The following is a 22,990-nucleotide window of genomic DNA, read 5'->3' on the forward strand; positions in this document are numbered from 1 at the left end:
AAAAACGACTTTAGTGTTTTGTCTGTTGACACGTATGTACATTTCCGCATAGCGTCTAGCACAACTGTCCTAGTCCGGAGCCCGACAGATGTCGAACGATCCTCTCCTTCAGCCTTATCAGCTCAAGCACCTGAAGCTTCGCAACCGCATCATCGTAACGTCGCACGAGCCGGCATACCCTGAAGATGGTATGCCCAAGGAGCGCTATCTCGCCTACACCGTTGAAAGGGCAAAGGGCGGTGTCGCCATGACGATGACGGCCGGCTCTGCGGCTGTTTCGAAAGACAGCCCGCCCGTCTTCAACAACCTGCTCGCCTACAAGGACGAGATCGTGCCGTGGCTGAAGGCAATGACCGATGCGGTCCATGAGGAAGGGGCGGCGATCATGATCCAGCTCACGCACCTCGGCCGTCGCACGCGCTGGGACAAGGGCGACTGGCTTCCCGTTGTCGCACCGTCGCATCAGCGCGAGACCTCACACCGGGCTTTCCCCAAGAAGATCGAAGATTGGGACATCGAGCGCATCATAAAGGACTTTGCCGACGCTGCAGAACGCATGAAGGCCGGGGGCATGGATGGCGTCGAGCTGGAGGCCTATGGACACCTGCTTGACCAGTTCGCGTCCCCGCTGACAAACGAACTCGAAGGTCCTTACGGTGGTTCGCTCGACAATCGCATGCGTTTTTGTCTGGATGTTCTGAAGGCGATCCGGAAACGGGTCGGAGAGGACTTCATTCTGGGAATACGCTACACCGCTGATGAATGTCTTCCCGGCGGCACCGGCAAGGCTGACGGCCTCGAAATTTCCAAGCGCCTCAAAGAAAGCGGCCTAATTGACTACTTGAATGTGATCCGCGGTCATATCGACACCGACGCCGGCCTTACAGATGTCATCCCGATCCAGGGTATGGCGAACTCCCCGCATCTCGATTTTGCGGGTGAGATTCGCGCCGCGACGGATTTCCCCACCTTCCACGCGGCCAAAATCCCGGATGTTGCAACTGCCCGCCATGCGATTGCGTCGGGCAAGGTCGATATGATCGGTATGACCCGCGCTCATATGACGGACCCGCACATCGTTCGCAAAATCATGGAGAAGCGCGAAGAGGACATCCGTCCCTGCGTCGGCGCCAACTACTGTTTGGACCGCATTTACCAGGGTGGGGCGGCCTATTGCATCCACAATGCCGCGACCGGCCGCGAGCTGACGATGCCGCATGTGGTCAAAAAGGCGGACATTCGTAAGAAAGTTGTTGTCGTCGGCGCAGGCCCGGGGGGGCTGGAAGCCGCAAGGGTTGCAGCCGAGCGCGGCCATGACGTCGTCGTATTCGAGGCGGCCAACGATCCCGGCGGCCAAATCCGCTTGACGGCCCAAAGCGAGCGCCGCAGGGAAATGATCAGCATCATCGACTGGCGGATGAACCAGTGCGAGAAGTACGGTGTGGTCTTCCGTTTCAACACCTGGGCGGAAGCCGACACGGTGGAGGCGGAAAGGCCCGACGTGGTGATCATTGCCACCGGTGGCATACCGCATACAGACGTCCTCTCCACGGGTAATGAACTGGTCGTCTCGGCCTGGGACATCATTTCAGGTGACGTGAAACGAGGAACGAACGTTCTTATCTTCGATGATGCGGGCGACCACGCAGGGCTGCAGGCTGCCGAGTTCATTGCCAAGGCGGGCGCCAAGGTGGAAATCATGACACCTGACCGTTCCTTCGCCCCGGAAGTCATGGCGATGAACCTCGTGCCCTATATGCGTTCGCTGCAGAACCTCGACGTCACCTTCACCGTGACCTTCAGGCTTGAAGCGGTCGAAAAGGAGGGCAATCAGCTCATTGCCCATGTCGGCAGCGATTACGGCGGTGTTGCGAAGCAGCGCACGGTCGACCAGGTCGTCATCAACCATGGGACAATCCCGCTCGATGAACTTTATTTCGAGCTGAAACCCTTTTCCACCAATCTCGGCGAAATTTCGCAGCAGCAATTGGTCGCCGGCGAACCCCAGACTGTCGTGCGCAATCCTGAAGGGAAATTCCAGCTCTTCCGGATCGGTGATGCTGTGGCCGCTCGCAACACCCATGCTGCCATCTACGATGGGTTGCGGATCGCCAAGGATATCTGACGAAAAGGCGGTCCGACATGTCGGACAGCCAACCTTCACGCAGTGACGTCGGGCTGGTGCAGTCGAAGCCTGGATGGTTTGTGGATACGGCGTTTGCAGCATCTGATCAGTCACCCATGCGCCATGCTCGCACGGCTCAATTCTTCAAATATTCTCCGCGCTCAAGCGGCCGGAGATGACGTGAAAAAGGAAGGACCCCATGAAAATTCTCGTCCCCGTGAAGCGGGTGGTTGATTACAATGTGAAGATCCGCGTCAAGCCGGATGGCACGGGCGTCGAGCTTGCCAACGTCAAGATGTCGATGAACCCGTTCGACGAGATCTCGGTGGAAGAGGCGCTGCGGCTGAAGGAAGCCGGCAAGGCTGCGGAAGTGGTCGTCGTGTCGATCGGTCCGGCCAAGGCCGAAGAGACGCTGAGGACGGCGCTCGCCATGGGTGCCGATCGCGCCATCCTGGTCGAGACCGACGAGACGCTCGAGCCGCTTGCCGTTGCCAAGATCCTCAAGGGCGTGGCAGACGCCGAACAGCCGGGTCTGATCATCGTCGGCAAGCAGGCGATCGACGACGACAGCAATCAGACCGGCCAGATGCTCGCCGCGCTCTTGGGCTCTGCCCAGGCAACCTTCGCCTCGAAGATCGAGATTACCGACGGTAAAGCGACCGTCACCCGCGAAGTCGATGGCGGCCTGCAGACGATCGACATCAAGCTGCCGGCCGTCGTCACCACCGACCTGCGCTTGAACGAACCACGCTATGCTTCACTGCCGAACATCATGAAGGCGAAGAAGAAGCCGCTCGACAGACAAGCGCCTTCCGACTTCGGCGTTTCCACCGCTCCGCGCCTGAAGGTGCTGAAGACCGAAGAGCCAAGTGGCCGCAAGGCGGGCGTCAAGGTCAAGTCGGTCGCCGAGCTCGTCGAGAAACTCAAGAACGAAGCCGGCGCCCTCTAAGGCGAGAAAGGAAATACGACCATGGCCATTCTGCTTCTGGCTGACCACGACAATGCAAGCCTTTCCGACCAGACCGCCAAGGCGCTGACCGCTGCTCGCCAGATCGGCGGCGATGTCACCGTGCTGGTTGCCGGCAAGGGTGCCAAGGCTGCCGCCGATGCCGCTGCCAAGCTTTCCGGCGTTTCCAAGGTGCTGCTGGCCGAAAGCGACACGCTTGCCAACAATCTGGCCGAGCCGCTGGCCGACCTGATCGTTTCGCTCGCCGGCAGCTACGACACGATCATTGCGGCTGCGACCTCGACCGGCAAGAACGTCGCTCCGCGCGTTGCCGCCCTTCTCGACGTGGCGCAGGTGTCGGAAATCATCGAAGTCGTCGCGCCCGACACCTTCAAGCGGCCGATCTATGCCGGCAACGCCATCCAGACGGTGCAGGCAACCGACGCCAGACAAGTCATCACCGTGCGCACCGCCTCCTTCGCTGTTGCCGAGACCGGCGGTTCGGCTCCGGTCGAGGCAATCCCGGCCGTTTCCGATCCGGGTCTTTCGACCTTCGTCAAGGACGCGCTGTCGGCTTCCGACCGCCCGGAGCTGACGTCGGCAAAGATCATCATCTCCGGCGGCCGCGCACTCGGCTCGGCCGAGAAGTTCAGGCAAGTCATCCTGCCGCTCGCCGACAAGCTCGGAGCCGCCGTCGGCGCAAGCCGTGCGGCCGTCGATGCCGGCTATGCGCCGAACGACTGGCAGGTCGGCCAGACCGGCAAGGTCGTCGCCCCTGAACTCTACATCGCCTGCGGCATTTCCGGTGCCATCCAGCACCTTGCCGGCATGAAGGACTCGAAGGTCATCGTCGCCATCAACAAGGACGAGGAGGCCCCGATCTTCCAGGTCGCAGACTACGGCCTCGTCGCCGATCTCTTCGAGGCCCTGCCGGAACTGCAGAGTTCAATTTGATCGCTGTTATTTCCGTGTTAACAGGCGCGCCGATCTAATCCATGAACGTGCTGCCTCAGTCGCAGTCCGGTTTCATCCACGGCGGAGAAAAACATGTCGCAAGTCTCGACACCACTCAAGCGGAGCGCGGACCTGCTACTCAATGACGACAGCGCGCCAATACGACGACAGGTCTCCGTGCTTGGCGGAGGTTTTCGTCCCCGAGCTTTGCAGGAGGTTCTCAACGCAATTGGCGACGCCCTCTTGTCGTCCCAGGCTCCTGTCATGGCAAGTTACATTGCGGGCAAAATATACCAGAGGCTCGAAAAACGGGGTGTGGCCAGATGCATCGATACTGCCACACCGTTGAAACCTGAGCATTTTGACCGCGCTCTCTCTAATCTGCATGCCTCTCTGCCCCGGTTTGCTGGCGGTGCAACAGGCTTGGCGGAATTGAACGAGCAACTGTCCTGGCGAAGCGGCCGGACCGGCCCATTTGCAAGCCTCAGGTTCGAGCAATCTCACGCTCATGCGATCGTCGTCGGACCTCACGGCCTTGAGGAACGCAGTGACGTGCGCCTCGGACTGACCTTGATGGCCCCTTACAGCCGTTTTCCAGATCACGTGCAATTCCATTCACGTGTATTCTTGCTTCTGTCCGGTGGCGAAGTTTGCCTCGACGACAGCAATTGGTTCCGTGCCACTGCAGGGACCGTCTTCTTCAATGAAGCTGGCAAGAAGTTCGCGATGCGATGCACTGCTGAGCCCTTATTGGCAGTCTGGTGCCACGTCGAAGACACGTCTCTTTGATCGACGCGATGATTTACCGAATATGTGAATTGCGAAACGAAATCAGGAAGGAAGCAAACCCATGGATGTTCGCGCTGCCGTTGCCGTTCAGGCTGGAAAGCCGCTGGAAGTCATGACCGTGCAGCTGGAAGGCCCGCGGGCCGGCGAGGTTTTGGTCGAGGTCAAGGCGACCGGCATCTGCCACACGGACGATTTCACGCTGTCTGGCGCCGATCCGGAGGGCCTGTTTCCGGCAATCCTCGGTCATGAGGGTGCCGGCATCGTCGTCGATGTCGGACCGGGCGTCACTTCGGTCAAGAAGGGCGACCACGTCATTCCGCTCTATACGCCGGAATGCCGTGAATGCCCGTCCTGCCTGTCGCGCAAGACCAATCTCTGCACGGCGATCCGCGCCACCCAGGGCCAGGGCCTGATGCCGGACGGCACGTCGCGCTTTTCGATCGGCAAGGACAAGATCCATCACTACATGGGCTGCTCGACCTTTGCCAATTACACGGTGCTGCCCGAGATCGCCGTTGCCAAGGTCAATGCGGACGCCCCCTTCGACAAGATCTGCTACATCGGCTGCGGCGTCACCACCGGCATCGGCGCCGTCATCAACACCGCCAAGGTGGAGATCGGCGCAACGGCGATCGTCTTTGGCCTCGGCGGCATCGGCCTCAACGTCATCCAGGGCCTGAAGCTTGCCGGCGCCGACATGATCATCGGTGTCGACATCAACAATGACCGCAAGGTGTGGGGCGAAAAGTTTGGCATGACGCATTTCGTCAATCCGAAGGAGGTCGGCGACGACATCGTGCCCTATCTCGTCAACATGACGAAGCGCGGCGCCGACCAGATCGGCGGTGCCGACTACACCTTCGACTGCACCGGCAACACCAAGGTGATGCGCCAGGCGCTGGAAGCCAGCCATCGCGGCTGGGGCAAGTCGGTCGTCATCGGGGTGGCCGGTGCCGGCCAGGAAATCTCCACCCGCCCGTTCCAGCTGGTCACCGGCCGCAGCTGGATGGGCACCGCCTTTGGCGGCGCGCGTGGCCGCACCGACGTGCCGAAGATCGTCGACTGGTACATGGAAGGCAAAATCCAGATCGATCCGATGATCACCCATACGATGCCGCTCGAAGACATCAACAAGGGCTTCGAACTCATGCATTCCGGTCAAAGCATCCGCGGCGTGGTTGTCTACTGATCCTGCCGACGGGGCGCCGCCTGAACACCGGCACTCGGTTCGAGGCAGCCGGCCACCCGCCACTCCTTTCTCTTCGCGAGGCATCGGTCAACTCACCGATGCCTCTCGTCCTGCGATACGGCTTCGAGCATCCCGAGGATCGAGTAGGCGGCCTTAACCCGCTCAGGGATGGGATAGTTACGGTTGGCAAGCAGTACTACGCCGATCCGGCGTGTTGGCACGAACGCGGCATAGGCTCCAAAGCCACCGGTGGAACCCGTCTTATTGAAAAACACGTCCTGGGCTGGCTTTTGTGGCGGCACGAGCGGGGTCACCGCGTGAGGCTTCATCGCCATGTCGGATGAGTTGCCAGCGAGGAGTATATCCAGTCCTGCCGGCCAGGCATAGAGCTCCCACCCCAGGGACTGGAACGTATCGCCTATCCGATAGTAGCCGGTCTGGGTTGCGCCAATCGCTTTCTGCAGCAAAGGTTCAAGCCCAGAGGGATCTATATTCGCCTCGACGAAGCGCAACAGGTCGGCCGCCGTCGTCTTGACCCCGTAGGCCTGTGCATCGAGCGCTCCTGGGCTCACTCGCACGGGATTGTTTTCCTTGTTGTAGCCGAAGGCGTAATCTCCCATTTCCGCCTCTGGGACGCGGATATAGCTGTTGGTGAGACCAAGTGCAGGAAAGAGGGTGCCCTCCATGAGCTCAGGGAAGGGCTTTCTGAGGCTCGCAGCTGCGAGGGTTCCGAACAGACCAATGCTGGGATTGGAGTAGACGCGATACGTGCCGGGTTCATAGCCAGGGCGCCATCCGCGGAAATAACGCGTGAGCGTGCTATTGTTGACGACCTCGTCGGGAAACTGCAGCGGCAGACCTCCCGCCGTATAGGTACCCAGTTCGAGCACGGTGATTTGATCGAAGGCGCTGCCTGCCAGCTCCCGCATATGCTCGCTCGCAGCATCGGAGAAGGCGAGCGCTCCTCTGACCTCAGCATAGGCGCCGAGCGTGGCGGTAAAGGTTTTGCTGACGGAGCCGATCTCGAACAGCGTGTCAGCGGTGACGGGGGTTGCCTTTTCCTTGTCGGCGAGACCATAGTTGAAAATAAACCGGCGGCCATCAACAGAAATGCCCACCGCCATGCCGGCTACGCCGTTTTCGGTCATCAACGCCTTGACGGTCCGGTCGACCAAGGGCCTGATCCTGCCTTCAACAACGTCTGCCTCTGCACGGCAGGCAAGAAAGGTGCCGAAAAGGGAAAAACAGGCACCGGCGCAAACCGCATATGTCCTGCTGGATATTGTCCTCATAGCTCCTGGTATCCTCGCTTCAATGGGGCCGCCCGCATTCCCGGAAGCGGGCTTGCGCGGTGTGACGGGCCTGCAGCTGCGGTCACACGCAGTACCGCCAAGGAACACGTGGCCGCCCGCAGGCGCGACACTGTATAGGCCGTCGTCCGCGCCTTGAACAGACGACAAAATCTCGCCTTAGGCATAAGAAAAGCTAGGTCTGCCGATGGCTGTTGAAGCTCAGGTAACCCTCCGATTTCAACTGGCGTTGCCCATATCCATGTAAGCCGGTTCGAAAACGTGTCCGTCCGGATCAGCAAAGCTGCGCAGGTACATGAATCCCAAATCCTGCGGCTCGCGGACATCCGCCTGGCCGCCTGATCTGGCGGCAGCCTCCACCATGGCATCGACCTCCTCGCGGCTGTCGCGAGACAGAGCGATCAGCATACCGCTCGTCGCGTGCGCGTCAGCGATCGGCTTTGCTGTGAACGTCTGATAATAGCCATGTTGCAGAAGCTGGAACGTGATCGTTTCTGACCACACCATCGAGCTCGCATTTTCATTGGAGAACTGCTCGTTCTTGACGCAGCCGATGGCCTCGTAGAAAGCCGTCGCGGTTGCCAGATCCTTCACCGGCAGGTTCAGAAAGATCATTTTAGTCATTATCTTGCTCCTCTCAGAGATGGCTTAAACAAAGGTCTGCTCGAACGTCTGGCTCGGATGGATGCAGACGATCTCCAGCCGGCCGGTGCCGACATTTTCGAAACGATGAGGAACGTTGGCCGAGCCAACGATGATGTCGCCGGCAGAGCCGCGCGTCTTATCATTGCCAACCGTGAACTCGGCCTCCCCCTTTCGAACCACCCAGGTCTCGGCATAGGGATGAACATGCAGCGCCGGGCCGCGGCCCGGATCCGCGTCCACGATAAAAACCGATACCTCGCTGCCGAAGTGACGACCTTCGAAACGGATAGTACGGCTCGTGCCGGGCTCGGGCTGCTGATAGCGATAAACCGAAAACATCCTGATCTCCTCCAACCGTTCGCAGTTATCTTCACAAGAAGGCATATTGTTAAACTATCTTCTCGTCAAGATAAATATCTTCGCACAAAGATATCTTTGCGGCTGGGGCCCCATGGTGTATGGAACAGCACCACGCAAATGTGGGGCACGACGAAGCAAACGAGGATCATGCGGGTGGCGCCAGACAACAACCGCGGCTCAAAGGAGGGCGCTGTCGAAGACCATGTCGACCGGCTCCGCGCGCAATGGGCCTGCGAATTGCCGGACCTCGACACCGAGCCGATGGCGATTTTGGGACGCGCGAAACGGCTAACAAACCTGGTGGCGCCCTCCATCGAGGAGACCTTTGCCAAGTTCGGTCTCGATCGCGGCGAGTTCGACGTCATCGCGACCCTGCGCAGATCTGGACCACCCTACCAGCTGACGCCGACGGCAATGTATACGACGCTTATGCTGTCTTCCGGCGGACTGACGCACCGCCTTGATCGGCTGGAAAAGGCTGGTCTGATTGTGCGCGAGAAATCGGCCCACGACGGGCGAAGTGTTGTCGTTTGCCTGACCGCAACGGGTATCGCGCTAGCCGAAAAGGCGTTTCGCGCGGATATGGCCAGTGAACTCTTGTTCCTGGAAGGTTTGGATGTCGAAGAGCGCGCGGCCCTGGCCGCCCTGCTGCGCAAGCTTGTCATGAGTATAGAGGCAGGCCCGAGCGATAAAGCAACCTCGTGATCTCGATGTCGCGCCAGCATAAGAAACTCACTCTCAGCATTGAGCGCCGTCGCTGACCAGGCGCGATATGAAGGCGATTCAGATGTAAGCCGGGAGAAATCTTATCGCCTCCTCTGCTTCCTGATGACGTCCGCGTTCTTCGCGACCCGTCGGCCTCAGACAGCACCTCGTCGCTCACACCTGCCCAGGTGGGCGAGGGTCTGACGTTCCTCAAGGACGAATACACCTGACGACAAGAGCTTCAGCGAAAAGGAGAGGCTTGCGTTCGAGCGATTTGGCCGATCGGACGATGGCAGCCGCCGATGAATGCAAGATGTGGTGATTGCGCGTAACGGACACCTGTCGGTCCGGACATCGGCGCTCAACCCGATCGTCATCGTCCTTCACTGGAAGCGGTTGCGCTTTACCCTAGTCCTGTGTCCACGCCGAAAACGCCTCGGGCAGTACGTTCGACCCGCAGATCACCGTGACCACACGCTTGCCGCGGTATCGCGAGGGTTCTTCCAGGATCGCGGCAACGCCAAGGGCGGCCGATGGCTCGACCACGAGGCCGGAGTGCCGATGGAGCAGGCGCATGCCTGCCTTGATGCTTGCCTCCTCAACCAGCGGCACGTGATTGGCGACGGCGAGCAGGTCCTGAAGGACCGCCGCGATTGGGAACCGGCCGGCGACACCGTCGGCGATGGTATCGGTGCGATCGGTGGTGACGACCGATCGCGCCCGAAAGGACAGGGCCATGGCGGGCGCCCCGCTCGGCTGGATGCACACCACCTCCGTTGCGGGCGACAGGCACTTGAAAACGTGGCCAACGCCGGTGGCGAGCGCACCGCCGCCGAGCGCGAGCAGCATCGTGTCGATGCGGTCGAACCCTTCGACAAGCTCCAGCCCGATCGTGCCCGCGCCTTCGCAGGTGTCGAGGTTTTCGCTGTCCTCCACGAGTAAAGCGTTGCAGCTGGCCGCGATTTCGCGAGCGCGCTTTCGCGCGTCCTCGATGTCGCCCTCGACAAGTTCGACGGCGGCTCCGAGCCGGCGAATGTGATCGATCTTCGCGGCATTGGCGCTTGTGGCGGCGACCACTGTCACGCCAATACCGCGTTCCCGCCCACTATATGCGAGCGCCTGCCCGAGATTGCCGGCGCTGGCGCAGACCGCGGCCTTCCGATCAGCGCTTCTTGCGAGGCGGGACATTACGACCTCGGTCCCACGTCCCTTGAAGCATCGGATCGGGTTTGCGGTCTCAAGTTTGATGACGAGTTCGCAGCCCAGACGATCGCCAAGAGATGGACAGCCGAATTGGGGCGTGTCGCGAAACATCCGTGAGATATGTTCCCTCGCCTCAAAGATGCGCCCGAGGTCGAGCCTGGTGTCTGGTTGCCTGGCTTCCCGGGATGCTGCGGGTCTTTCACTGACAGGCTGCATGTGACATCCTCCGACGCTGTTGTTGCAGTTGCGCATTTGTGCGTTATAGCGCACGTTCGAAGTGTGCGCTATAACGCACAAATGCGAGGTCAGTCAGAAATGAAGTCCATCAGTCCCGTTGACACGGGGAATCTACTGAAATCGATCAGGCACGACCTTGGATGGAGCCTCGACAAGACTGCAGAGCGTACTGGAGTGAGCAAGGCGATGCTGGGCCAGATCGAGCGTGGCGAATCCACGCCGACGGTTGCGACGCTTTGGAAGATCGCGACGGGCTTGCGGGTTCCGATGACCACCCTGCTTGAGCCAGATCGCGAAGTAGGCGATGTGTTGCTTTTGCGTGACGCCAGTTGTCTCCGGGTGCGCCCGTCGGAGGAAGGCATGCAACGCGCATTGTTGTTCCCTTATGAGACCCGGTTCGGCTTCGAACTCTATGAACTGACCTTTGCGCCCGACTTCGAGAGTATCTCAGAGCCGCATGACATCGGGGTTGTGGAGCATGTGACCGTCCTGCGCGGGGAGATCGAATTGCTGGTGGAGGAAGAGTGGAGACGGGTCGCGCAAGGGCAGTCGCTGAGGTTTCCTGCCGACCGCCGCCATGGCTACCGCAATCGGACGCAAAGTGAGATTGTTGTCATGGATTTAATCCACTATCGGTTCGTTCCGCAGAATATCGCGGGGCGCAAAACGCAAGCAGGTTTTTGATCGAGGTGTTCCGACGTCGCGACCTGCATCTTCCCTCAGATAGCGAGGCCAAACGCCTGTGAAGTGAGCGTTTCATCGCTGGAGGCCCAGCTCAGGCCGAAGCCCCCACAAATCGGCTTAGACGTCTTCCCAGGGAAAGGTATCGAGCCGTTCAGCTCCTGCCGCCGTGATCCAGACTTGAGTCTCGAGCTCGATGCTTTCGGATCCCGCGGTCAGGCTGACCGAGTATTCAATCACAACGCGAAACGGATGTTTCGTCATCGAGCCGTCGCGCAGCGCCAAGAATGCTCGCGTCGCACAGTTCGTCGAGTGGCTGAAACATGAAGCGCGCGACTGCGAACGGGACCCGTAGCACATAGACGAGTCACCGCTAAATGGCGCTTTTCGGACCGCGCAAGTCAGCGCAATTTGAGCCATTGGCTGGCCGTCAGGAGAAAGCGGCGGGAAGACCCTCAGCTCTCGAGATCGTGCGGCATGTGAAAGCCTTCGGGTAAGGCCCCGAATATTTCAAGATCTTGAACCGTCGCCGGCTTCTTGTGCTCGCCTTTTACCGCGCATGCTGCCAATACCGCCCTCAGTGCGATAGGGCGGTAATGCTCCAGAAGTTCGTCAGAACGTTCTTCGGATTTCGGTTCCGTGGACATGGTCGTTCTCAACTTTCAAAGTTGCGGTGTCGGAAGCGGCCGCGCGGTCTGATCCGGACACGCGCGGCACTTCCCCGTGTCAGCCAATCGTCATAAGGCTAGCATTGCCGCCGGCCGCAGCCGTGTTGATCGAAATCGAAACCTCTTCCAGCAGCCAATTGAGGCAATATGCCTCGTGATCTTTTGCGAGTTCATCGGTCGTGGCCGACTGAACGAGGACAAGAGGCCCCTTCAGGGCCGCAATCCTTTTGTTGATCGAGCTTGTGCGTTCAGTATCCCCTTCGACCAGGGCACCCGAGAATGGTCCGTCGGATTCCCAGTTCGAACTCCAGGAGACCCTGGCCAAAACGGACGCTGGAAGCGCGGTGAGGGCGATCTCAAGGTTCGACGCACGATCGATCACAATCTGGTTTCCGGTGGCCAATGCCGCCGCAAGCTGACGGAAAAGGCCCGTTGCCGTTGCCGGCGCAAGGAGGATCCTCCCCCTTGGATGAAGGGCATAGAGGTTTCGTTCGCCCACAGGTCCCGCCAGTTCCTTTTCGAGCCCGAGCGCGGAAATCGCGGCAAGCTCGCGCGCTGCTTCCGCTTCGGCGTTGTGGCCTTTCCGGCCCAGCCAGGATGCAAACTCGCGAAGCGCAGGGTCGGTATGGACCGAACTGTGTTGCGGCGGGACGGGCGCGCGCTGTACGAGACGGCCGATGTAGAGTGGCCCGCCTGCCTTGGGTCCCGTGCCGGACAACCCCCGTCCGCCGAAGGGCTGGACGCCGACCACCGCGCCGATGATGTTGCGGTTGACGTAGAGATTGCCCGCCTTCACCCGTCCCGTAACGTGCTCGATTGTCTCGTCCAGTCGCGTATGGAGCCCGAAAGTGAGGCCGTAACCGGAATTGTTGATATCGTCGATCAAGCGATCGAGATCTTCGCGGCGATAGCGGATGACATGCAGTACAGGTCCGAACACTTCGCGAGTCAGGTCCGACATCTGCTTCAGTTCGATGATCGTCGGCGGAACGAAGGTGCCAAGAGCGGCAGTGTCGGGAAGCGGCAATTGCTCCACCTTGCAGCCGAGCGAGCGCATCCGTTCGATGTGTTGGTCGATCTCGGCCTTTGCCTGCTCGGAAATCACCGGTCCGACGTCGATGTTGAGCCGGTCGGTGCGCCCGATCCTGAGCTCCTTCAACGCCCCCTTCAACATGGCGAGCGTCCTGTCGGCGACATCATCCTGGAGGCAAAGCACGCGCAAAGCCGAGCAACGCTGGCCGGCGCTGTCGAAGGCGGAGGCAATCACGTCGGCAACGACCTGCTCGGCGAGCGCCGACGAATCCACGATCATCCCATTCTGTCCGCCCGTTTCCGCAATCAGCGGTATTGGTTTTCCGGCCGGCGAGAGGCGCTCACTGAGCTGGGCCTGGATTTGACGGGCGACCTCGGTCGAGCCGGTGAACATGACCCCTGCCGTTTCCGGGGCCGCCACAAGTGCAGCTCCGAGGCGGCCGCTGCCGGGCACGAACTGCAGCGCGCCGCGTGGCACGCCGGCTTCATGCAGGATTTTCACGCTTTCATGAGCGATGATCGGGGTGACGCCGGCGGGCTTTGCCATCACCGAATTGCCGGCGACGAGGGCGGCCGCCACCTGGCCCGTGAAGATCGCCAGCGGGAAATTCCAGGGGCTGATGCACACGATCGCGCCGAGCGGTGCATGCGCCGGACCGAGCGTCTTGCGTGCCTGGTCTGCATAATAGCGCAGGAAGTCGATCGCTTCGCGGACTTCGCCGACCGCGTTGGCGGCTGACTTGCCTGCTTCTCGCATGGCGATGGCCATCAGTATCTCGATGCGGGCCTGCATTATGTCGGCTGCTTTATCAAGGCAGGCTGCTCGCTCACGAGGCGACAACGCAGCCCACTGTGCGACACCATCGGCAGCCATACGTGCAACCCTGGGCGCATCGTCAACCTTGAGCTCCGTAACTTGACCTACGATATCGGAGTGATCGGCCGGATTGGCGATCGGCCGTGTCTCACCGTCCTGCGAGCCGTCGGCGAGTAACGGCATGGCATGGAAGTTTCGCGAAAGAGTGGCGGCGAGATTAGCGGAAAGCTCCGCCAAGGCTGCTTCATTCGAAAGGTCAATCCCCTTCGAATTGAGCCGGTCCTTTCCGAAAAGCGCAGCCGGAAGTGCGATCTGGTCATGCGGCATGCCGACGACGGGCATCGCTTCGACGACGTCCACAGGGTCTGCAACAAGCTCATCGACCGAGACGTTTGGATCAGAGATGCGGTTTACGAACGATGAGTTCGCGCCGTTTTCGAGAAGGCGGCGGACGAGATAGGCGAGCAAGGTCTCATGCGTGCCGACTGGCGCATAGATGCGGCACGGACGATTGAGCTTGGCCTTGCCTACGACCTCGTCATAGAGCGGTTCGCCCATGCCGTGCAGGCATTGGAACTCATATTTTCCGACCTGAAATTCCGGACCGGCCAGATGATATATCGTCGCAAGCGTTTGCGCGTTGTGGGTGGCAAACTGCGGGAAGACTAAATCGACGGCAGCGAGCAGCTTGCGCGCACAGGCAATGTAGGAAACGTCGGTATGAACCTTGCGAGTGAAGACGGGAAAGTCTTCAAGGCCGTCGAGCTGAGCGCGTTTGATTTCGGCATCCCAGTAGGCGCCCTTGACCAGCCGCACCATTATCCGGCGACCGGAACGGCGGGCAAGATCAATGATGTAGTCGAGCACGAAGGGGCAGCGCTTGCCATAGGCCTGCACCACAAAACCGAGGCCGTTCCAGCCGCTGAGATCCTGATCGATGCTCAATTCTTCGAGCAGGTCGAGAGAGAGTTCGAGCCTGTCGGCCTCCTCGGCGTCGATGTTGAGACCGATGTCGTACTTCTTTGCCAGGAGCGCGAGCTGCTTTACCCGCGGCAGCAATTCGCCCATCACGCGGTCCGCCTGCGCGCGGGCGTAACGTGGATGCAGCGCCGAGAGTTTGATGGATATTCCAGGCCCTTCATATATGCCGCGGCCATTGGAGGCCGTGCCGATCGCATGGATCGCTGCCTCGTAGTCGCGATAATAGCGTTCTGCATCTACAGCAGTTGTGGCAGCTTCTCCGAGCATGTCGTAGGAGTAGCGGAAGCCGCGGGCTTCGAGCGGCCGGGCGCGCTTCAGCGCCTCGTCGATCGTCTCGCCGGTGACGAACTGTTCGCCCATCATGCGCATCGCCATGTCGACGCCACGGCGGATCACAGGCTCGCCGGCACGCGCGATGAGACGGGTAAGCGCTGCAGCCAGGCTGCGGTCGTTGACGGTGGACGTCAGCTTACCGGTGACCACCAGGCCCCAGGTCGCGGCATTCACAAACATCGACTTCGTGCCGCCCAGATGCGACTTCCAGTCTCCCTCGGCGATCTTGTCGCGGATCAGCGCGTCGCGGGTTTCAGCGTCGGGGATGCGCAGCAGGGCTTCGGCAAGGCACATGAGGGCGACACCCTCCTGGCTTGAGAGAGAATATTCATGCACAAGCCCCTCGACCCCGGTACCCTTGTGCTTGGCACGCAGGGCTTCGATGAGCCTGCGCGCGGTCTTAGCCGCATCGGCCTTCGCCGAGGAAGGCGCCCGTGCCGCTTCGACGAGGGGAGGAAGGCATTCGGGCTCGGGACGACGATACGCTGCTGTGATTGCCTGCCGCAAAGGCGTCTGTGCTCTGATTGGTGGTGCAAACAGCGAAAAAGGCATCGGGTCCGGCAAAGTGTTGTCCTTGTGGATTTTGTTGGATTGGCTCGACATTTTGGTGCCTTTCAGTTCCCTGTGTTGGATGCCGATTGCGTTTTAAGCGTCAGTGATGCGGCTGGAGGGGTATGATACCCGCCCGTTCGGAAGTCCTTGATCTCCGCAGAGGCGTGCAGCGCGGCACCGTGCGGTCGTAAGCGCCGCGCATAACGTCAACCGTGCGAGAGCGGAGGGGAACGATCTCGCTGCCGCCCTTTGCGAAGTCGTCGCGGATGTCGGTGGGGACCTTCTTGCCCGTCATGTCTTCGAGTGCCTGCGTGTTTTGAGAATTGCGGCGTTCCCGACTGCGACGCTCCATGAGAGCGAATGGAAGATGCATCACGTTCATTGCCTCTTCAAAATACGACAAGATCACGCCACTTGCATTCACGAAAGGTTCGGGGCGGATCAAAATCCGCCCGCCCAGTGGTTGCCGAAACAAGCCCAATACGTCGAATTGTACGCCTGGATGCGTTCAGGCAAACCTTCGGGCAGAGGAAAGCTGGCGCGCGCGCGGTCCATGTAAATCTCGACACTCTCCGGAAACGACAATCTCTGTGGTTGCGGATCCTGGATCCTAACGGGGATGGTCAGGGTGGCGTTCCTCCTCAGCAAGCAGCCCACTCTAGCACGCGCAATCAAGGCATTCAGACTTGATTTTCCTGGTTTATAGTCTGTATGGATTTATTGCTGCGAGCGGAGCTGTATGAAATGACTAAAGACGAGCATGAGTTTAGTGAACTTGACCTATTCGACAGGAAAATTCTCGAAGCGCTCTCCGACGACGGAAGAATGTCGATCACCGATCTTGCTGCGCGCGTCGGGCTTTCTAAAACGCCCTGCCAGCTGCGTTTTAAACGGCTCATTGCTGACGGCTACATTGAAGGGTTCAAAGCCGTCATCAACCCCTCGAAACTGAATCTGGAGCATATTGCCTTTGCGGAGGTCAAACTCTCAAACACGCAGGAAGATGCGCTTCGCGCCTTCAATGCGGCAGTCAAGAAGATCAAGGAAGTCGAGGAATGTCACATGATTGCCGGACGCTTTGATTATTTGCTCAAGATCAGGACGCGTGACATACGCCGCTATAGACATGTACTTGGCGAACGGATTTCAAACTTGCCGTTTGTGGCGAGCACATCGACGAATGTCGCCATGGAAACGGTTGAAAGAAAACTGGAGCGGGTCCAGCTACGCAATCTAGCCGCCTTCTAAGGCTTTCGCGTGTTCTTTTGGCGTTATGAGACTGGCTAGACATAATCGGGCCTTGCACGATCTTGCGTGTGGCCGGTGCGTTCTATGTCGACCGACGGTCGGCACGGATACCGTTACCGGGTTGCGTCATCGTGGGGCGCCATCAGCTTGCCTGGGTCGCCATCGTACTTTTCAGGATTGGACAAATCCTCGCGACTGTCGAGGACGGCCACACCTGTGGCGGTCTCTCGTCAAGGTTCAATCTGCAGGACGTGCCGCCGCGATATTGTCAGGCAGAGGACTGCTTCCCACCCAACCGACGTTGATGGCGGCTCCTGATGCCTGACTGCGCCTGTTTCGGGTTGAAAGCGGTTTATCGTTCTGTGCACGTCAGTACCGCAATCGACCTGCGCCTCCGATCGCCGCCGATGCATCTTTTTGCGGCCTGAAGCGTTCCCCACGCACAGCAAGCAGACGCACCATGGCCAGGCGGGAATTCACCGGTACCGGTACGGGCAAGCGCTACGTGCCAAGCGACAAAAACCTCCGCTCCCTCCGCCGCTAGTCGCCGCAAATGCAGGGGAGAGGACGACGACAGCGAAAACGCACTGAGGCAAAGGCAATGACGAACATCCGTTTCAAGGGCTTTGACAGTCCAACCCAGCTTCGTGAACACCTTGCGGACGTGGAGGAAGGCGCCCCGGCCGACGATCTGGCCGAAGACATACCCGGCGAGGATGAGCTGCAATCGGCCCTGCGGGAAGTTGCCTGGCTCCGGAAGGACGTTGCCGACCTGTGTGAGCAGCTGGCCCTGTTCCCTGGTCAGCTCAAAACCGTGGCGGGGAACCGTGTCGGCGCCTTTCCGTGGCTTCGCATGGGGGTAGCGGTACTTGCCGCGATCGTGCTCGGACGATGGGTGCTTCATCTCCGCCAGGATGCGCCAGGCAATCCCGCGGTTTCGATGATTCCGGCCCGCATTCATCGCGATTAGCAAGGTCCGCTGCCGCAAATTTCATCCAGGCTTTGCCAACATGCGGCAACCGTACACGCAGCCGGTCAGGCCGCGCACTTCCTCGATGAAGTGGCGCAAGAGTGCAGGGCCTGGCGCAAACCGCCTAACGATTGCATCATTGCGAAGACGAGCTTGGCCATGCCCTCGTTCTCCTCCTAAGCGCCCGCGCCACCGCCGTTCTAATTGCGTTATGCAATCAGTTTTAAAATGGCTGGACTGATTTTATGTCGCAATTGGTTTTTGGACTGCGCGTGAACGCGCAACGCTCGGGCTGCCCGATCAATCTGGCTCTAGAGACGCTGCGGGATCGCCCATTGGTCAAAGGGACGCTCCTCGGCATGCACAGAACATCTGGCATCCGCACGCCGATGCTGCCATAAATGAGCTTCATCGAGGGAGGCATCATGATGCAGAAGAATGCGCCGGACTTCAGCCTTGAGGGCAAGGTGACTTTGGTGACGGGCGCGAGCCGTGGCATCGGGCGAGCTTGCGCACTTGCCTGTGCCGCAGCAGGCTCCGATATTGTTTTGGGGGTCCGCGATGTCGCAGCGTCGGCGGGCCTGGTTGCCGAACTCGAGGGCGCGGGACGAAAAGTTCTGCCTGTTAAACTGGACATTCCCAATAAGGCCCATATCGCACAAGCCGTCGACGCGGCGCTTACTACGTTCGGTCGGATCGACGTCCTTGTCAACAACGTCGGCGTGGCTCCGGGCAATCTCGCGGAACTCGTTGAGGAGAAGGACCTTGACGAGATACTCGATGTCAACATCAAGGGCACCTTTCTGATGACGCAGGCAGTAGGCCGTCACATGATCAAGCGCAATGGGGGCCGGATCATCAACATCAGCTCGCAGGCCGGTACCGTGGCACTGCGCGGCGAGGCAATCTATTGCATGAGCAAGGCGGCAATTAATCACCTCACGCGCTGCCTTGCAGCCGAATGGGCACGCTATGATGTCACCGTAAATACCGTATCGCCGACGTTCATCCACACGGATGGTACCGAACCTTTTCTATCCGATGCCGACAATCGCAAAGCGACGCTCGCTCACATTCCACTTGGCCGGATCGGTGAGACCGATGATGTGGTGGGTGCCGTAGTCTTCCTTGCATCACCGGCTGCGAGCTTAATCACCGGCGCGAACCTGCTGGTGGACGGTGGATGGTCCGTCGCCTGAGGCCGAGGATGTCAAGACGTAGTGGAAGGAACGCCTTGTCGAACGCTGAGGCGTAAAAAGTCTACCCGTTCACAAGGGCAAGGTCCTGCTCGCGGTAACGGCTGCCGGTGACCTTTGCCGGAGCGAGCGCCTCGCCGATCTGTTTAAGCTCATTGTCCGACAACGTGATGTCGGCTGCCGCAGCATTTTCTTCCAGATGCTTGAGCTTGCGCGCGCCGGGAATCGGCACGATGAAGTCGCCCTGATGCAGCACCCAGGCCAGTGCAAGTTGCGCCGCCGTTACCTCCTTTGCCTGCGCCATGTCCTTCAACGTTGCGACAAGGGCAGCGTTCGCGGCCATGGCATCAGCTTGAAAGCGTGGCAGGTTCTTGCGCCAGTCATCGGCACCAAGTTCATCGGGCTTATTGATTGTGCCGGTCAAGAGACCACGACCGAGCGGACTGTAAGGGACAAAGCCGATGCCAAGCTCGCGGCACACCGCCAAGACCTCCTTCTCCGGATCCCGGCTCCACAGCGAGTATTCGCTCTGCACCGCCGCAATTGGGTGCACATTATGAGCGCGCCTTATCGTGGCAGCGCTTGCCTCCGAAAGGCCGAGCGCTTTCACTTTGCCTTCCTTGACGAGGTCCGCCATGGCTCCGACAGTTTCCTCAATCGGCACGTTGGGGTCGACGCGGTGCTGGTAGAAGAGGTCGATCTGCTCGATTCCGAGCCGTCCGAGAGAGGCTTCGGCTACTGCCTTTACATGTTCAGGGCGGCTGTCGACGCCGACCATGCGCGACGGCCCTTCGCCCTCATCGGTGATCTTGAAGCCGAACTTGGTTGCGATCACGACGCGATCCCGGTGCGGCTTCAAAGCCTTGCCCACCAGAATTTCATTATCGAAAGGACCGTAGACCTCTGCGGTATCGAAGAAAGTTACGCCGATCTCGACAGCGCGGTGCAGCGTGCGAATGGCGTCTGCCTCATCCTGACCGCCATAGGCGAACGTCATGCCCATGCATCCGAGGCCTACCGCCGAGACGTTGAGTTCGTTTCCGAGCTTCCGTTTTTTCATCACTGATCTCCTTCTGTGATGAATGGAAGATAGGACTAGGAAGGTTGTTCGTTAATTCGCCTGGAAATTCACACGCTGTTCTATAGAATGGAACAATGGACAGAAGTCGCCTACCTCAACTTGCAATCTTCGCTACCGTGGCCGCATGCGGGGGATTTCGGGGGGCGGCCAAGGAGCTGGGGATAGCGCCTTCTGCTGTAAGCCACGCCGTCTCGAGCCTGGAGGCTGCTCTGGGAGTTAGACTCTTTTCTCGTACGACCCGAAGCATCGCGGTAACGGAAGAGGGCGCACTGCTTCTCAAACGGCTGGGGCCGGCGCTGGGCGAGATCGACCTGGCGCTTGATGCGGTAAAGGAAATCAACAATCGTGTAGCCGGCAATCTTCGCCTCAGCGTGCCGCCCTTTGCGGCGCATTGGCTTCTGGCGCCACGCCTTGCGGCTTTCAGCAGGGCTTACCCGGGCGTCGTTCTGGAAATCCGGGTCGAGGAGCCGTTCAACGACATCGTCGCTGCGGGCCTTGATGGCGGCATGCGCCTCGGAGAGAGTCTGGAGCCGGACATGATCGCCGTCGCAATGAGCGCTCCTATACGGGCAAGCGTCGTTGCTTCACCCTCTTATTTCGAGCAAAAGACCGTGCCGGTCCATCCGCGTCAGCTGATGGATCACGCTTGCATTCGGCGGCGATTTGCCAGCGGACAGGTCTATAGATGGGAATTCGAAAAAGATGGCGAAGAGCTGGTCCTTGATGTCGATGGACCGCTTATTCTAGGCGACGACCGGTTGGTGATCGAGGCCGCGCTAGACGGCGCCGGTATCGCGTTCCTGCTAGAAAACATGGCGAACGCCGCCATTGAAGAAGGGCGGCTGCGCCGGGTTCTTGCCGATTGGTGCGCGCCGTTTCCCGGTGTCTATCTTTACTACCCAAGCCGGCGTCAGATGCGCCCAGCACTGCGCGCCTTCATCGAGTTCTTCAAGCATGCAGGCTGACAGGTCGCAACTAGCCCTGGACCGATTTACCTGCATATTGGGGAGGCCTCCCAGCCTTGCGGGATGACGTTGGAGGTGTGACACGGACCCATGGCGTGATCTGGCCGACAACATCGATCAGGCACTTTCAACAAGGCGTTGCAGTTCACCTGATCCGAACTCAGGAGCGATGGCCTTTCAATGATGCTGGCCATGGATCGCCGGAACCGTGAACGAGACAGCCTGGCCGCCAATCACACGGTGTTCAGGCGTGACAATTTCGATCAGCACTTTATGTTTGCCAGCCGGCAACCCCGTCAGAACAATTGCACCTGTGCCGCCTGCATCCGCCCAGCGCCACGGCAGATCGTCGACGTTGACGTGCAGGTGGCCCACCCGTGGCGATACGTCGCTTGCGCCGGGACCGAAAATCGGCAGGATGCGAAAATTCTCGGTCCGATATGGAATAATGGCCACCCCTCGCGTGGTGAGTGGTTCTGCAAGGGGCTGATCGACAAGTAGTTTCGGCTCGGGCTCATCCTTGACAGGTAGAAACTGAGTCTGGACACTGCCTGGCGTTTGGGCCTGGGCAGTCGCTGTCGCTGCAGTCAGAAGGACGGTTGCAGCGAGGCCGAGGGCTTTAATGGTCGTGTTCATGGCTAATATCATCCCGTGATAACCGCGCCGGTCGAGACCGGGAGATTTCCGATCGCCGGCGCGATGTCTGGTTGAAGGAAATAATCGATGCGGATCAAGCCACGCTGAGCTCGACTTCGATGTTGCCGCGGGTTGCCTTCGAGTAAGGGCAAAGCTGGTGCGCCCGTTCGACGAGGGTGGTCGCAAGTTCAGGCGCGACGCCCGGCAGGCTCACACTCAGCCGCGCACCTAGCAAATAGCCATCATCACCCAAGGCAAGGTCAACCTCAGTATTGATTGAGGCATCGGCGGGCAGGCGGAGGTGGCGCTCGCCGGCGGCCTTTCCGACCGCGCCGAGGAAACATGCGGACCAACCCGCCGCAAAGAGCTGCTCGGGATTGGTGCCAGCGCCCGTCGATCCGGGTGGCGACAGCTTGATATCAAGACGCCCGTCTAAGCTGCGCGAGGCGCCGTCGCGCCCGCCGGTGGTGTGGGTTTTACCCGTGTAGACGACTTTCGACATTTCATTTGCTCCTGATCGGATGTCAGCCGGCCTGATAGCGGGCTGCTGGCTTGTTGGTGGACAAATTTCCCGCCATCGCCTGCCGGGCGCCGTCGAAGGCATCCCATTGGCCGGCATCGTGAAGGCTCGGGATGGTGACGAACTCCTTGCGCGAAAGCCCCAGTAGGGCAGCGTCGACCAGGTCTTGAGCCGGCATGACCATTTCTTGCGGCAAGTGCTGAACCGGAAGCCCTGCGACATCCCAGAAGTCAGTCGCGGTGGCACCTGGGAGAACGACCTGTACGTGGACGTTGCTGTCGGCCAGTTCCTGGCGCAGGCTCTGGCTGAAGGCGAGAACAAAGGCTTTCGTGCCGCCGTAGACGCCGTTCAATCTTTCCGGCGCGACAGCCACGATCGAAGCAATGTTGATGATCGTACCCCGGTCCCGCTCGACAAACCCAGGGACGGCGGCGTAAGTGAGCCGCATCAGCGCATCGACATTGAGCGCAATCATCGCGCTCATGGCGTTGACGTCGGACTGGACGAGCGGCGCGGTCGCCCCGACACCGGCATTATTGACCAGCATCGTGATCCGCGGGTCACCAGTGATCAGCGTTGCGACCCGGGCTACATCGTCCGTTGTCGTGAGGTCGGCGGTGACGGTCAAGACGGTGCGGCCCGTCTGTTCGCGGATAGCAGCCGCTACGCGTTGCAGCCGGTCGCCGTTTCGCGCAACGAGCATCAAGTCATAGCCCTGCCGGGCAAGTCGATCTGCATAAAGGGCGCCGATGCCGCCCGATGCGCCGGTAACGACGGCGATTCCTAACGTTTCCTGCATGGCATTTCCTTTCGGGTTGTCGTGGACACAGCCAAGCGTCAGTTGCGA

The 22,990-nt window shown here is 60.0% G+C and carries 22 protein-coding genes and 1 pseudogene; 11 read left to right on the top strand and 12 right to left on the bottom strand.

Features of this window, described 5'->3' with window-relative positions:
• The first annotated feature begins 88 nt into the window (after positions 1 to 88).
• The 5 genes from ACZ9DP_RS05505 to ACZ9DP_RS05525 all read left to right on the top strand — a co-directional run bounded on the left by ACZ9DP_RS05505 (position 89) and on the right by ACZ9DP_RS05525 (position 6,003).
• Positions 89 to 2,125 carry an oxidoreductase gene (locus ACZ9DP_RS05505; protein ID WP_476200666.1) on the top strand — a complete coding sequence of 679 codons (2,037 nt, stop codon included), beginning with the start codon at positions 89 to 91 and terminating at the stop codon, positions 2,123 to 2,125.
• A gap of 199 nt (positions 2,126 to 2,324) precedes the next feature.
• Positions 2,325 to 3,074 carry an electron transfer flavoprotein subunit beta/FixA family protein gene (locus tag ACZ9DP_RS05510; protein ID WP_476200668.1) on the top strand — a complete coding sequence of 250 codons (750 nt, stop codon included), beginning with the start codon at positions 2,325 to 2,327 and terminating at the stop codon, positions 3,072 to 3,074.
• Between the two features lie 21 nt (positions 3,075 to 3,095).
• On the top strand, positions 3,096 to 4,025 hold the full coding sequence (locus ACZ9DP_RS05515; protein WP_194730845.1) for an electron transfer flavoprotein subunit alpha/FixB family protein: 930 nt from the start codon (positions 3,096 to 3,098) through the stop codon (positions 4,023 to 4,025).
• A 93-nt stretch (positions 4,026 to 4,118) separates the two neighbouring features.
• A complete protein-coding gene (locus ACZ9DP_RS05520; RefSeq protein WP_239600337.1) occupies positions 4,119 to 4,814 on the top strand; it encodes a dimethylsulfonioproprionate lyase family protein in 696 nt (231 codons plus the stop codon).
• Positions 4,815 to 4,875: 61 nt separating this feature from the next.
• Positions 4,876 to 6,003 (top strand): S-(hydroxymethyl)glutathione dehydrogenase/class III alcohol dehydrogenase, encoded by a 1,128-nt coding sequence (locus ACZ9DP_RS05525; RefSeq protein WP_476200670.1) that lies wholly within the window; start codon positions 4,876 to 4,878, stop codon positions 6,001 to 6,003.
• A gap of 92 nt (positions 6,004 to 6,095) precedes the next feature.
• On the opposite strand, the gene ampC is transcribed toward ACZ9DP_RS05525, so the two are convergent.
• The 3 genes from ampC to ACZ9DP_RS05540 form a co-directional block, all read right to left on the bottom strand.
• Positions 6,096 to 7,295 carry a class C beta-lactamase gene (gene ampC / locus ACZ9DP_RS05530; protein ID WP_476200671.1) on the bottom strand — a complete coding sequence of 400 codons (1,200 nt, stop codon included), beginning with the start codon at positions 7,293 to 7,295 and terminating at the stop codon, positions 6,096 to 6,098.
• A gap of 237 nt (positions 7,296 to 7,532) precedes the next feature.
• Positions 7,533 to 7,937 carry a VOC family protein gene (locus ACZ9DP_RS05535; protein ID WP_476200673.1) on the bottom strand — a complete coding sequence of 135 codons (405 nt, stop codon included), beginning with the start codon at positions 7,935 to 7,937 and terminating at the stop codon, positions 7,533 to 7,535.
• Between the two features lie 24 nt (positions 7,938 to 7,961).
• Positions 7,962 to 8,297 carry a cupin domain-containing protein gene (locus ACZ9DP_RS05540; protein WP_476200675.1) on the bottom strand — a complete coding sequence of 112 codons (336 nt, stop codon included), beginning with the start codon at positions 8,295 to 8,297 and terminating at the stop codon, positions 7,962 to 7,964.
• 174 nt (positions 8,298 to 8,471) lie between these two features.
• Here ACZ9DP_RS05540 and ACZ9DP_RS05545 point away from each other — a divergent pair, with 174 nt between their 5' ends.
• Positions 8,472 to 9,023, top strand: coding sequence for a MarR family winged helix-turn-helix transcriptional regulator (locus tag ACZ9DP_RS05545; RefSeq protein ID WP_246763419.1), 552 nt, complete (start codon positions 8,472 to 8,474; stop codon positions 9,021 to 9,023).
• Positions 9,024 to 9,431: 408 nt separating this feature from the next.
• Here ACZ9DP_RS05545 and ACZ9DP_RS05550 read toward each other — a convergent pair whose 3' ends face one another.
• Positions 9,432 to 10,442, bottom strand: coding sequence for a threonine ammonia-lyase (locus tag ACZ9DP_RS05550; protein WP_476200677.1), 1,011 nt, complete (start codon positions 10,440 to 10,442; stop codon positions 9,432 to 9,434).
• A gap of 99 nt (positions 10,443 to 10,541) precedes the next feature.
• On the opposite strand from ACZ9DP_RS05550, the gene ACZ9DP_RS05555 reads away from it, so the two are divergent.
• Positions 10,542 to 11,147 carry a helix-turn-helix domain-containing protein gene (locus tag ACZ9DP_RS05555; RefSeq protein ID WP_476200679.1) on the top strand — a complete coding sequence of 202 codons (606 nt, stop codon included), beginning with the start codon at positions 10,542 to 10,544 and terminating at the stop codon, positions 11,145 to 11,147.
• Between the two features lie 117 nt (positions 11,148 to 11,264).
• On the opposite strand, the gene ACZ9DP_RS05560 is transcribed toward ACZ9DP_RS05555, so the two are convergent.
• The 4 genes from ACZ9DP_RS05560 to ACZ9DP_RS05575 form a co-directional block, all read right to left on the bottom strand.
• A complete protein-coding gene (locus ACZ9DP_RS05560) occupies positions 11,265 to 11,429 on the bottom strand; it encodes a hypothetical protein (protein ID WP_476202291.1) in 165 nt (54 codons plus the stop codon).
• 170 nt (positions 11,430 to 11,599) lie between these two features.
• Complete coding sequence (locus ACZ9DP_RS05565) at positions 11,600 to 11,791, bottom strand: hypothetical protein (RefSeq protein WP_074072279.1); 192 nt, start codon at positions 11,789 to 11,791, stop codon at positions 11,600 to 11,602.
• Between the two features lie 79 nt (positions 11,792 to 11,870).
• Complete coding sequence (gene putA, locus ACZ9DP_RS05570; protein WP_476200680.1) at positions 11,871 to 15,578, bottom strand: trifunctional transcriptional regulator/proline dehydrogenase/L-glutamate gamma-semialdehyde dehydrogenase; 3,708 nt, start codon at positions 15,576 to 15,578, stop codon at positions 11,871 to 11,873.
• 49 nt (positions 15,579 to 15,627) lie between these two features.
• On the bottom strand, positions 15,628 to 15,909 hold the full coding sequence (locus ACZ9DP_RS05575; protein ID WP_476200682.1) for a hypothetical protein: 282 nt from the start codon (positions 15,907 to 15,909) through the stop codon (positions 15,628 to 15,630).
• Positions 15,910 to 16,271: 362 nt separating this feature from the next.
• Here ACZ9DP_RS05575 and ACZ9DP_RS05580 point away from each other — a divergent pair.
• The 3 genes and pseudogenes from ACZ9DP_RS05580 (at position 16,272) to ACZ9DP_RS05590 (ending at position 18,944) form a co-directional block, all read left to right on the top strand.
• Positions 16,272 to 16,764 (top strand): annotated as a pseudogene (locus ACZ9DP_RS05580) (Lrp/AsnC family transcriptional regulator).
• Positions 16,765 to 17,376: 612 nt separating this feature from the next.
• On the top strand, positions 17,377 to 17,745 hold the full coding sequence (locus ACZ9DP_RS05585) for a hypothetical protein (RefSeq protein WP_476200683.1): 369 nt from the start codon (positions 17,377 to 17,379) through the stop codon (positions 17,743 to 17,745).
• A 428-nt stretch (positions 17,746 to 18,173) separates the two neighbouring features.
• Entirely contained in the window at positions 18,174 to 18,944 is a 771-nt protein-coding gene (locus ACZ9DP_RS05590; protein WP_194731911.1) for an SDR family NAD(P)-dependent oxidoreductase, read from the top strand.
• Between the two features lie 61 nt (positions 18,945 to 19,005).
• Here the strand turns inward: ACZ9DP_RS05590 and ACZ9DP_RS05595 are convergent, their stop codons facing one another.
• Positions 19,006 to 20,001 carry an aldo/keto reductase gene (locus tag ACZ9DP_RS05595; RefSeq protein ID WP_476200685.1) on the bottom strand — a complete coding sequence of 332 codons (996 nt, stop codon included), beginning with the start codon at positions 19,999 to 20,001 and terminating at the stop codon, positions 19,006 to 19,008.
• Between the two features lie 95 nt (positions 20,002 to 20,096).
• Here ACZ9DP_RS05595 and ACZ9DP_RS05600 point away from each other — a divergent pair, with 95 nt between their 5' ends.
• A complete protein-coding gene (locus ACZ9DP_RS05600; RefSeq protein WP_476200687.1) occupies positions 20,097 to 20,987 on the top strand; it encodes a LysR family transcriptional regulator in 891 nt (296 codons plus the stop codon).
• Positions 20,988 to 21,164: 177 nt separating this feature from the next.
• On the opposite strand, the gene ACZ9DP_RS05605 is transcribed toward ACZ9DP_RS05600, so the two are convergent.
• From ACZ9DP_RS05605 to ACZ9DP_RS05615, 3 genes are all read right to left on the bottom strand, one after another.
• Positions 21,165 to 21,623, bottom strand: a complete 459-nt coding sequence (locus ACZ9DP_RS05605; RefSeq protein WP_476200689.1) for a DUF6130 family protein — start codon at positions 21,621 to 21,623, stop codon at positions 21,165 to 21,167.
• Between the two features lie 94 nt (positions 21,624 to 21,717).
• Entirely contained in the window at positions 21,718 to 22,125 is a 408-nt protein-coding gene (locus ACZ9DP_RS05610) for an organic hydroperoxide resistance protein (protein ID WP_476200690.1), read from the bottom strand.
• Between the two features lie 22 nt (positions 22,126 to 22,147).
• Positions 22,148 to 22,942 (bottom strand): SDR family NAD(P)-dependent oxidoreductase, encoded by a 795-nt coding sequence (locus ACZ9DP_RS05615; protein WP_476200692.1) that lies wholly within the window; start codon positions 22,940 to 22,942, stop codon positions 22,148 to 22,150.
• Between the last annotated feature and the right edge of the window lie 48 nt (positions 22,943 to 22,990).

Source organism: Rhizobium sp. USDA 4016, from assembly GCF_056279705.1.

What these genes read in the sequence shown, in the direction of transcription:
- ACZ9DP_RS05505 (WP_476200666.1), top strand. Translation starts at nt 89, where the DNA reads ATGTCGAACGATCCTCTCCTTCAGCCTTATCAGCTCAAGCACCTGAAG.
- ACZ9DP_RS05510 (WP_476200668.1), top strand. Translation starts at nt 2,325, where the DNA reads ATGAAAATTCTCGTCCCCGTGAAGCGGGTGGTTGATTACAATGTGAAG.
- ACZ9DP_RS05515 (WP_194730845.1), top strand. Translation starts at nt 3,096, where the DNA reads ATGGCCATTCTGCTTCTGGCTGACCACGACAATGCAAGCCTTTCCGAC.
- ACZ9DP_RS05520 (WP_239600337.1), top strand. Translation starts at nt 4,119, where the DNA reads ATGTCGCAAGTCTCGACACCACTCAAGCGGAGCGCGGACCTGCTACTC.
- ACZ9DP_RS05525 (WP_476200670.1), top strand. Translation starts at nt 4,876, where the DNA reads ATGGATGTTCGCGCTGCCGTTGCCGTTCAGGCTGGAAAGCCGCTGGAA.
- ampC (WP_476200671.1), bottom strand. Translation starts at nt 7,295, where the DNA reads ATGAGGACAATATCCAGCAGGACATATGCGGTTTGCGCCGGTGCCTGT.
- ACZ9DP_RS05535 (WP_476200673.1), bottom strand. Translation starts at nt 7,937, where the DNA reads ATGACTAAAATGATCTTTCTGAACCTGCCGGTGAAGGATCTGGCAACC.
- ACZ9DP_RS05540 (WP_476200675.1), bottom strand. Translation starts at nt 8,297, where the DNA reads ATGTTTTCGGTTTATCGCTATCAGCAGCCCGAGCCCGGCACGAGCCGT.
- ACZ9DP_RS05550 (WP_476200677.1), bottom strand. Translation starts at nt 10,442, where the DNA reads ATGCAGCCTGTCAGTGAAAGACCCGCAGCATCCCGGGAAGCCAGGCAA.
- ACZ9DP_RS05555 (WP_476200679.1), top strand. Translation starts at nt 10,542, where the DNA reads ATGAAGTCCATCAGTCCCGTTGACACGGGGAATCTACTGAAATCGATC.
- ACZ9DP_RS05565 (WP_074072279.1), bottom strand. Translation starts at nt 11,791, where the DNA reads ATGTCCACGGAACCGAAATCCGAAGAACGTTCTGACGAACTTCTGGAG.
- putA (WP_476200680.1), bottom strand. Translation starts at nt 15,578, where the DNA reads ATGTCGAGCCAATCCAACAAAATCCACAAGGACAACACTTTGCCGGAC.
- ACZ9DP_RS05575 (WP_476200682.1), bottom strand. Translation starts at nt 15,909, where the DNA reads ATGAACGTGATGCATCTTCCATTCGCTCTCATGGAGCGTCGCAGTCGG.
- ACZ9DP_RS05585 (WP_476200683.1), top strand. Translation starts at nt 17,377, where the DNA reads ATGACGAACATCCGTTTCAAGGGCTTTGACAGTCCAACCCAGCTTCGT.
- ACZ9DP_RS05590 (WP_194731911.1), top strand. Translation starts at nt 18,174, where the DNA reads ATGCAGAAGAATGCGCCGGACTTCAGCCTTGAGGGCAAGGTGACTTTG.
- ACZ9DP_RS05595 (WP_476200685.1), bottom strand. Translation starts at nt 20,001, where the DNA reads ATGAAAAAACGGAAGCTCGGAAACGAACTCAACGTCTCGGCGGTAGGC.
- ACZ9DP_RS05600 (WP_476200687.1), top strand. Translation starts at nt 20,097, where the DNA reads ATGGACAGAAGTCGCCTACCTCAACTTGCAATCTTCGCTACCGTGGCC.
- ACZ9DP_RS05605 (WP_476200689.1), bottom strand. Translation starts at nt 21,623, where the DNA reads ATGAACACGACCATTAAAGCCCTCGGCCTCGCTGCAACCGTCCTTCTG.
- ACZ9DP_RS05610 (WP_476200690.1), bottom strand. Translation starts at nt 22,125, where the DNA reads ATGTCGAAAGTCGTCTACACGGGTAAAACCCACACCACCGGCGGGCGC.
- ACZ9DP_RS05615 (WP_476200692.1), bottom strand. Translation starts at nt 22,942, where the DNA reads ATGCAGGAAACGTTAGGAATCGCCGTCGTTACCGGCGCATCGGGCGGC.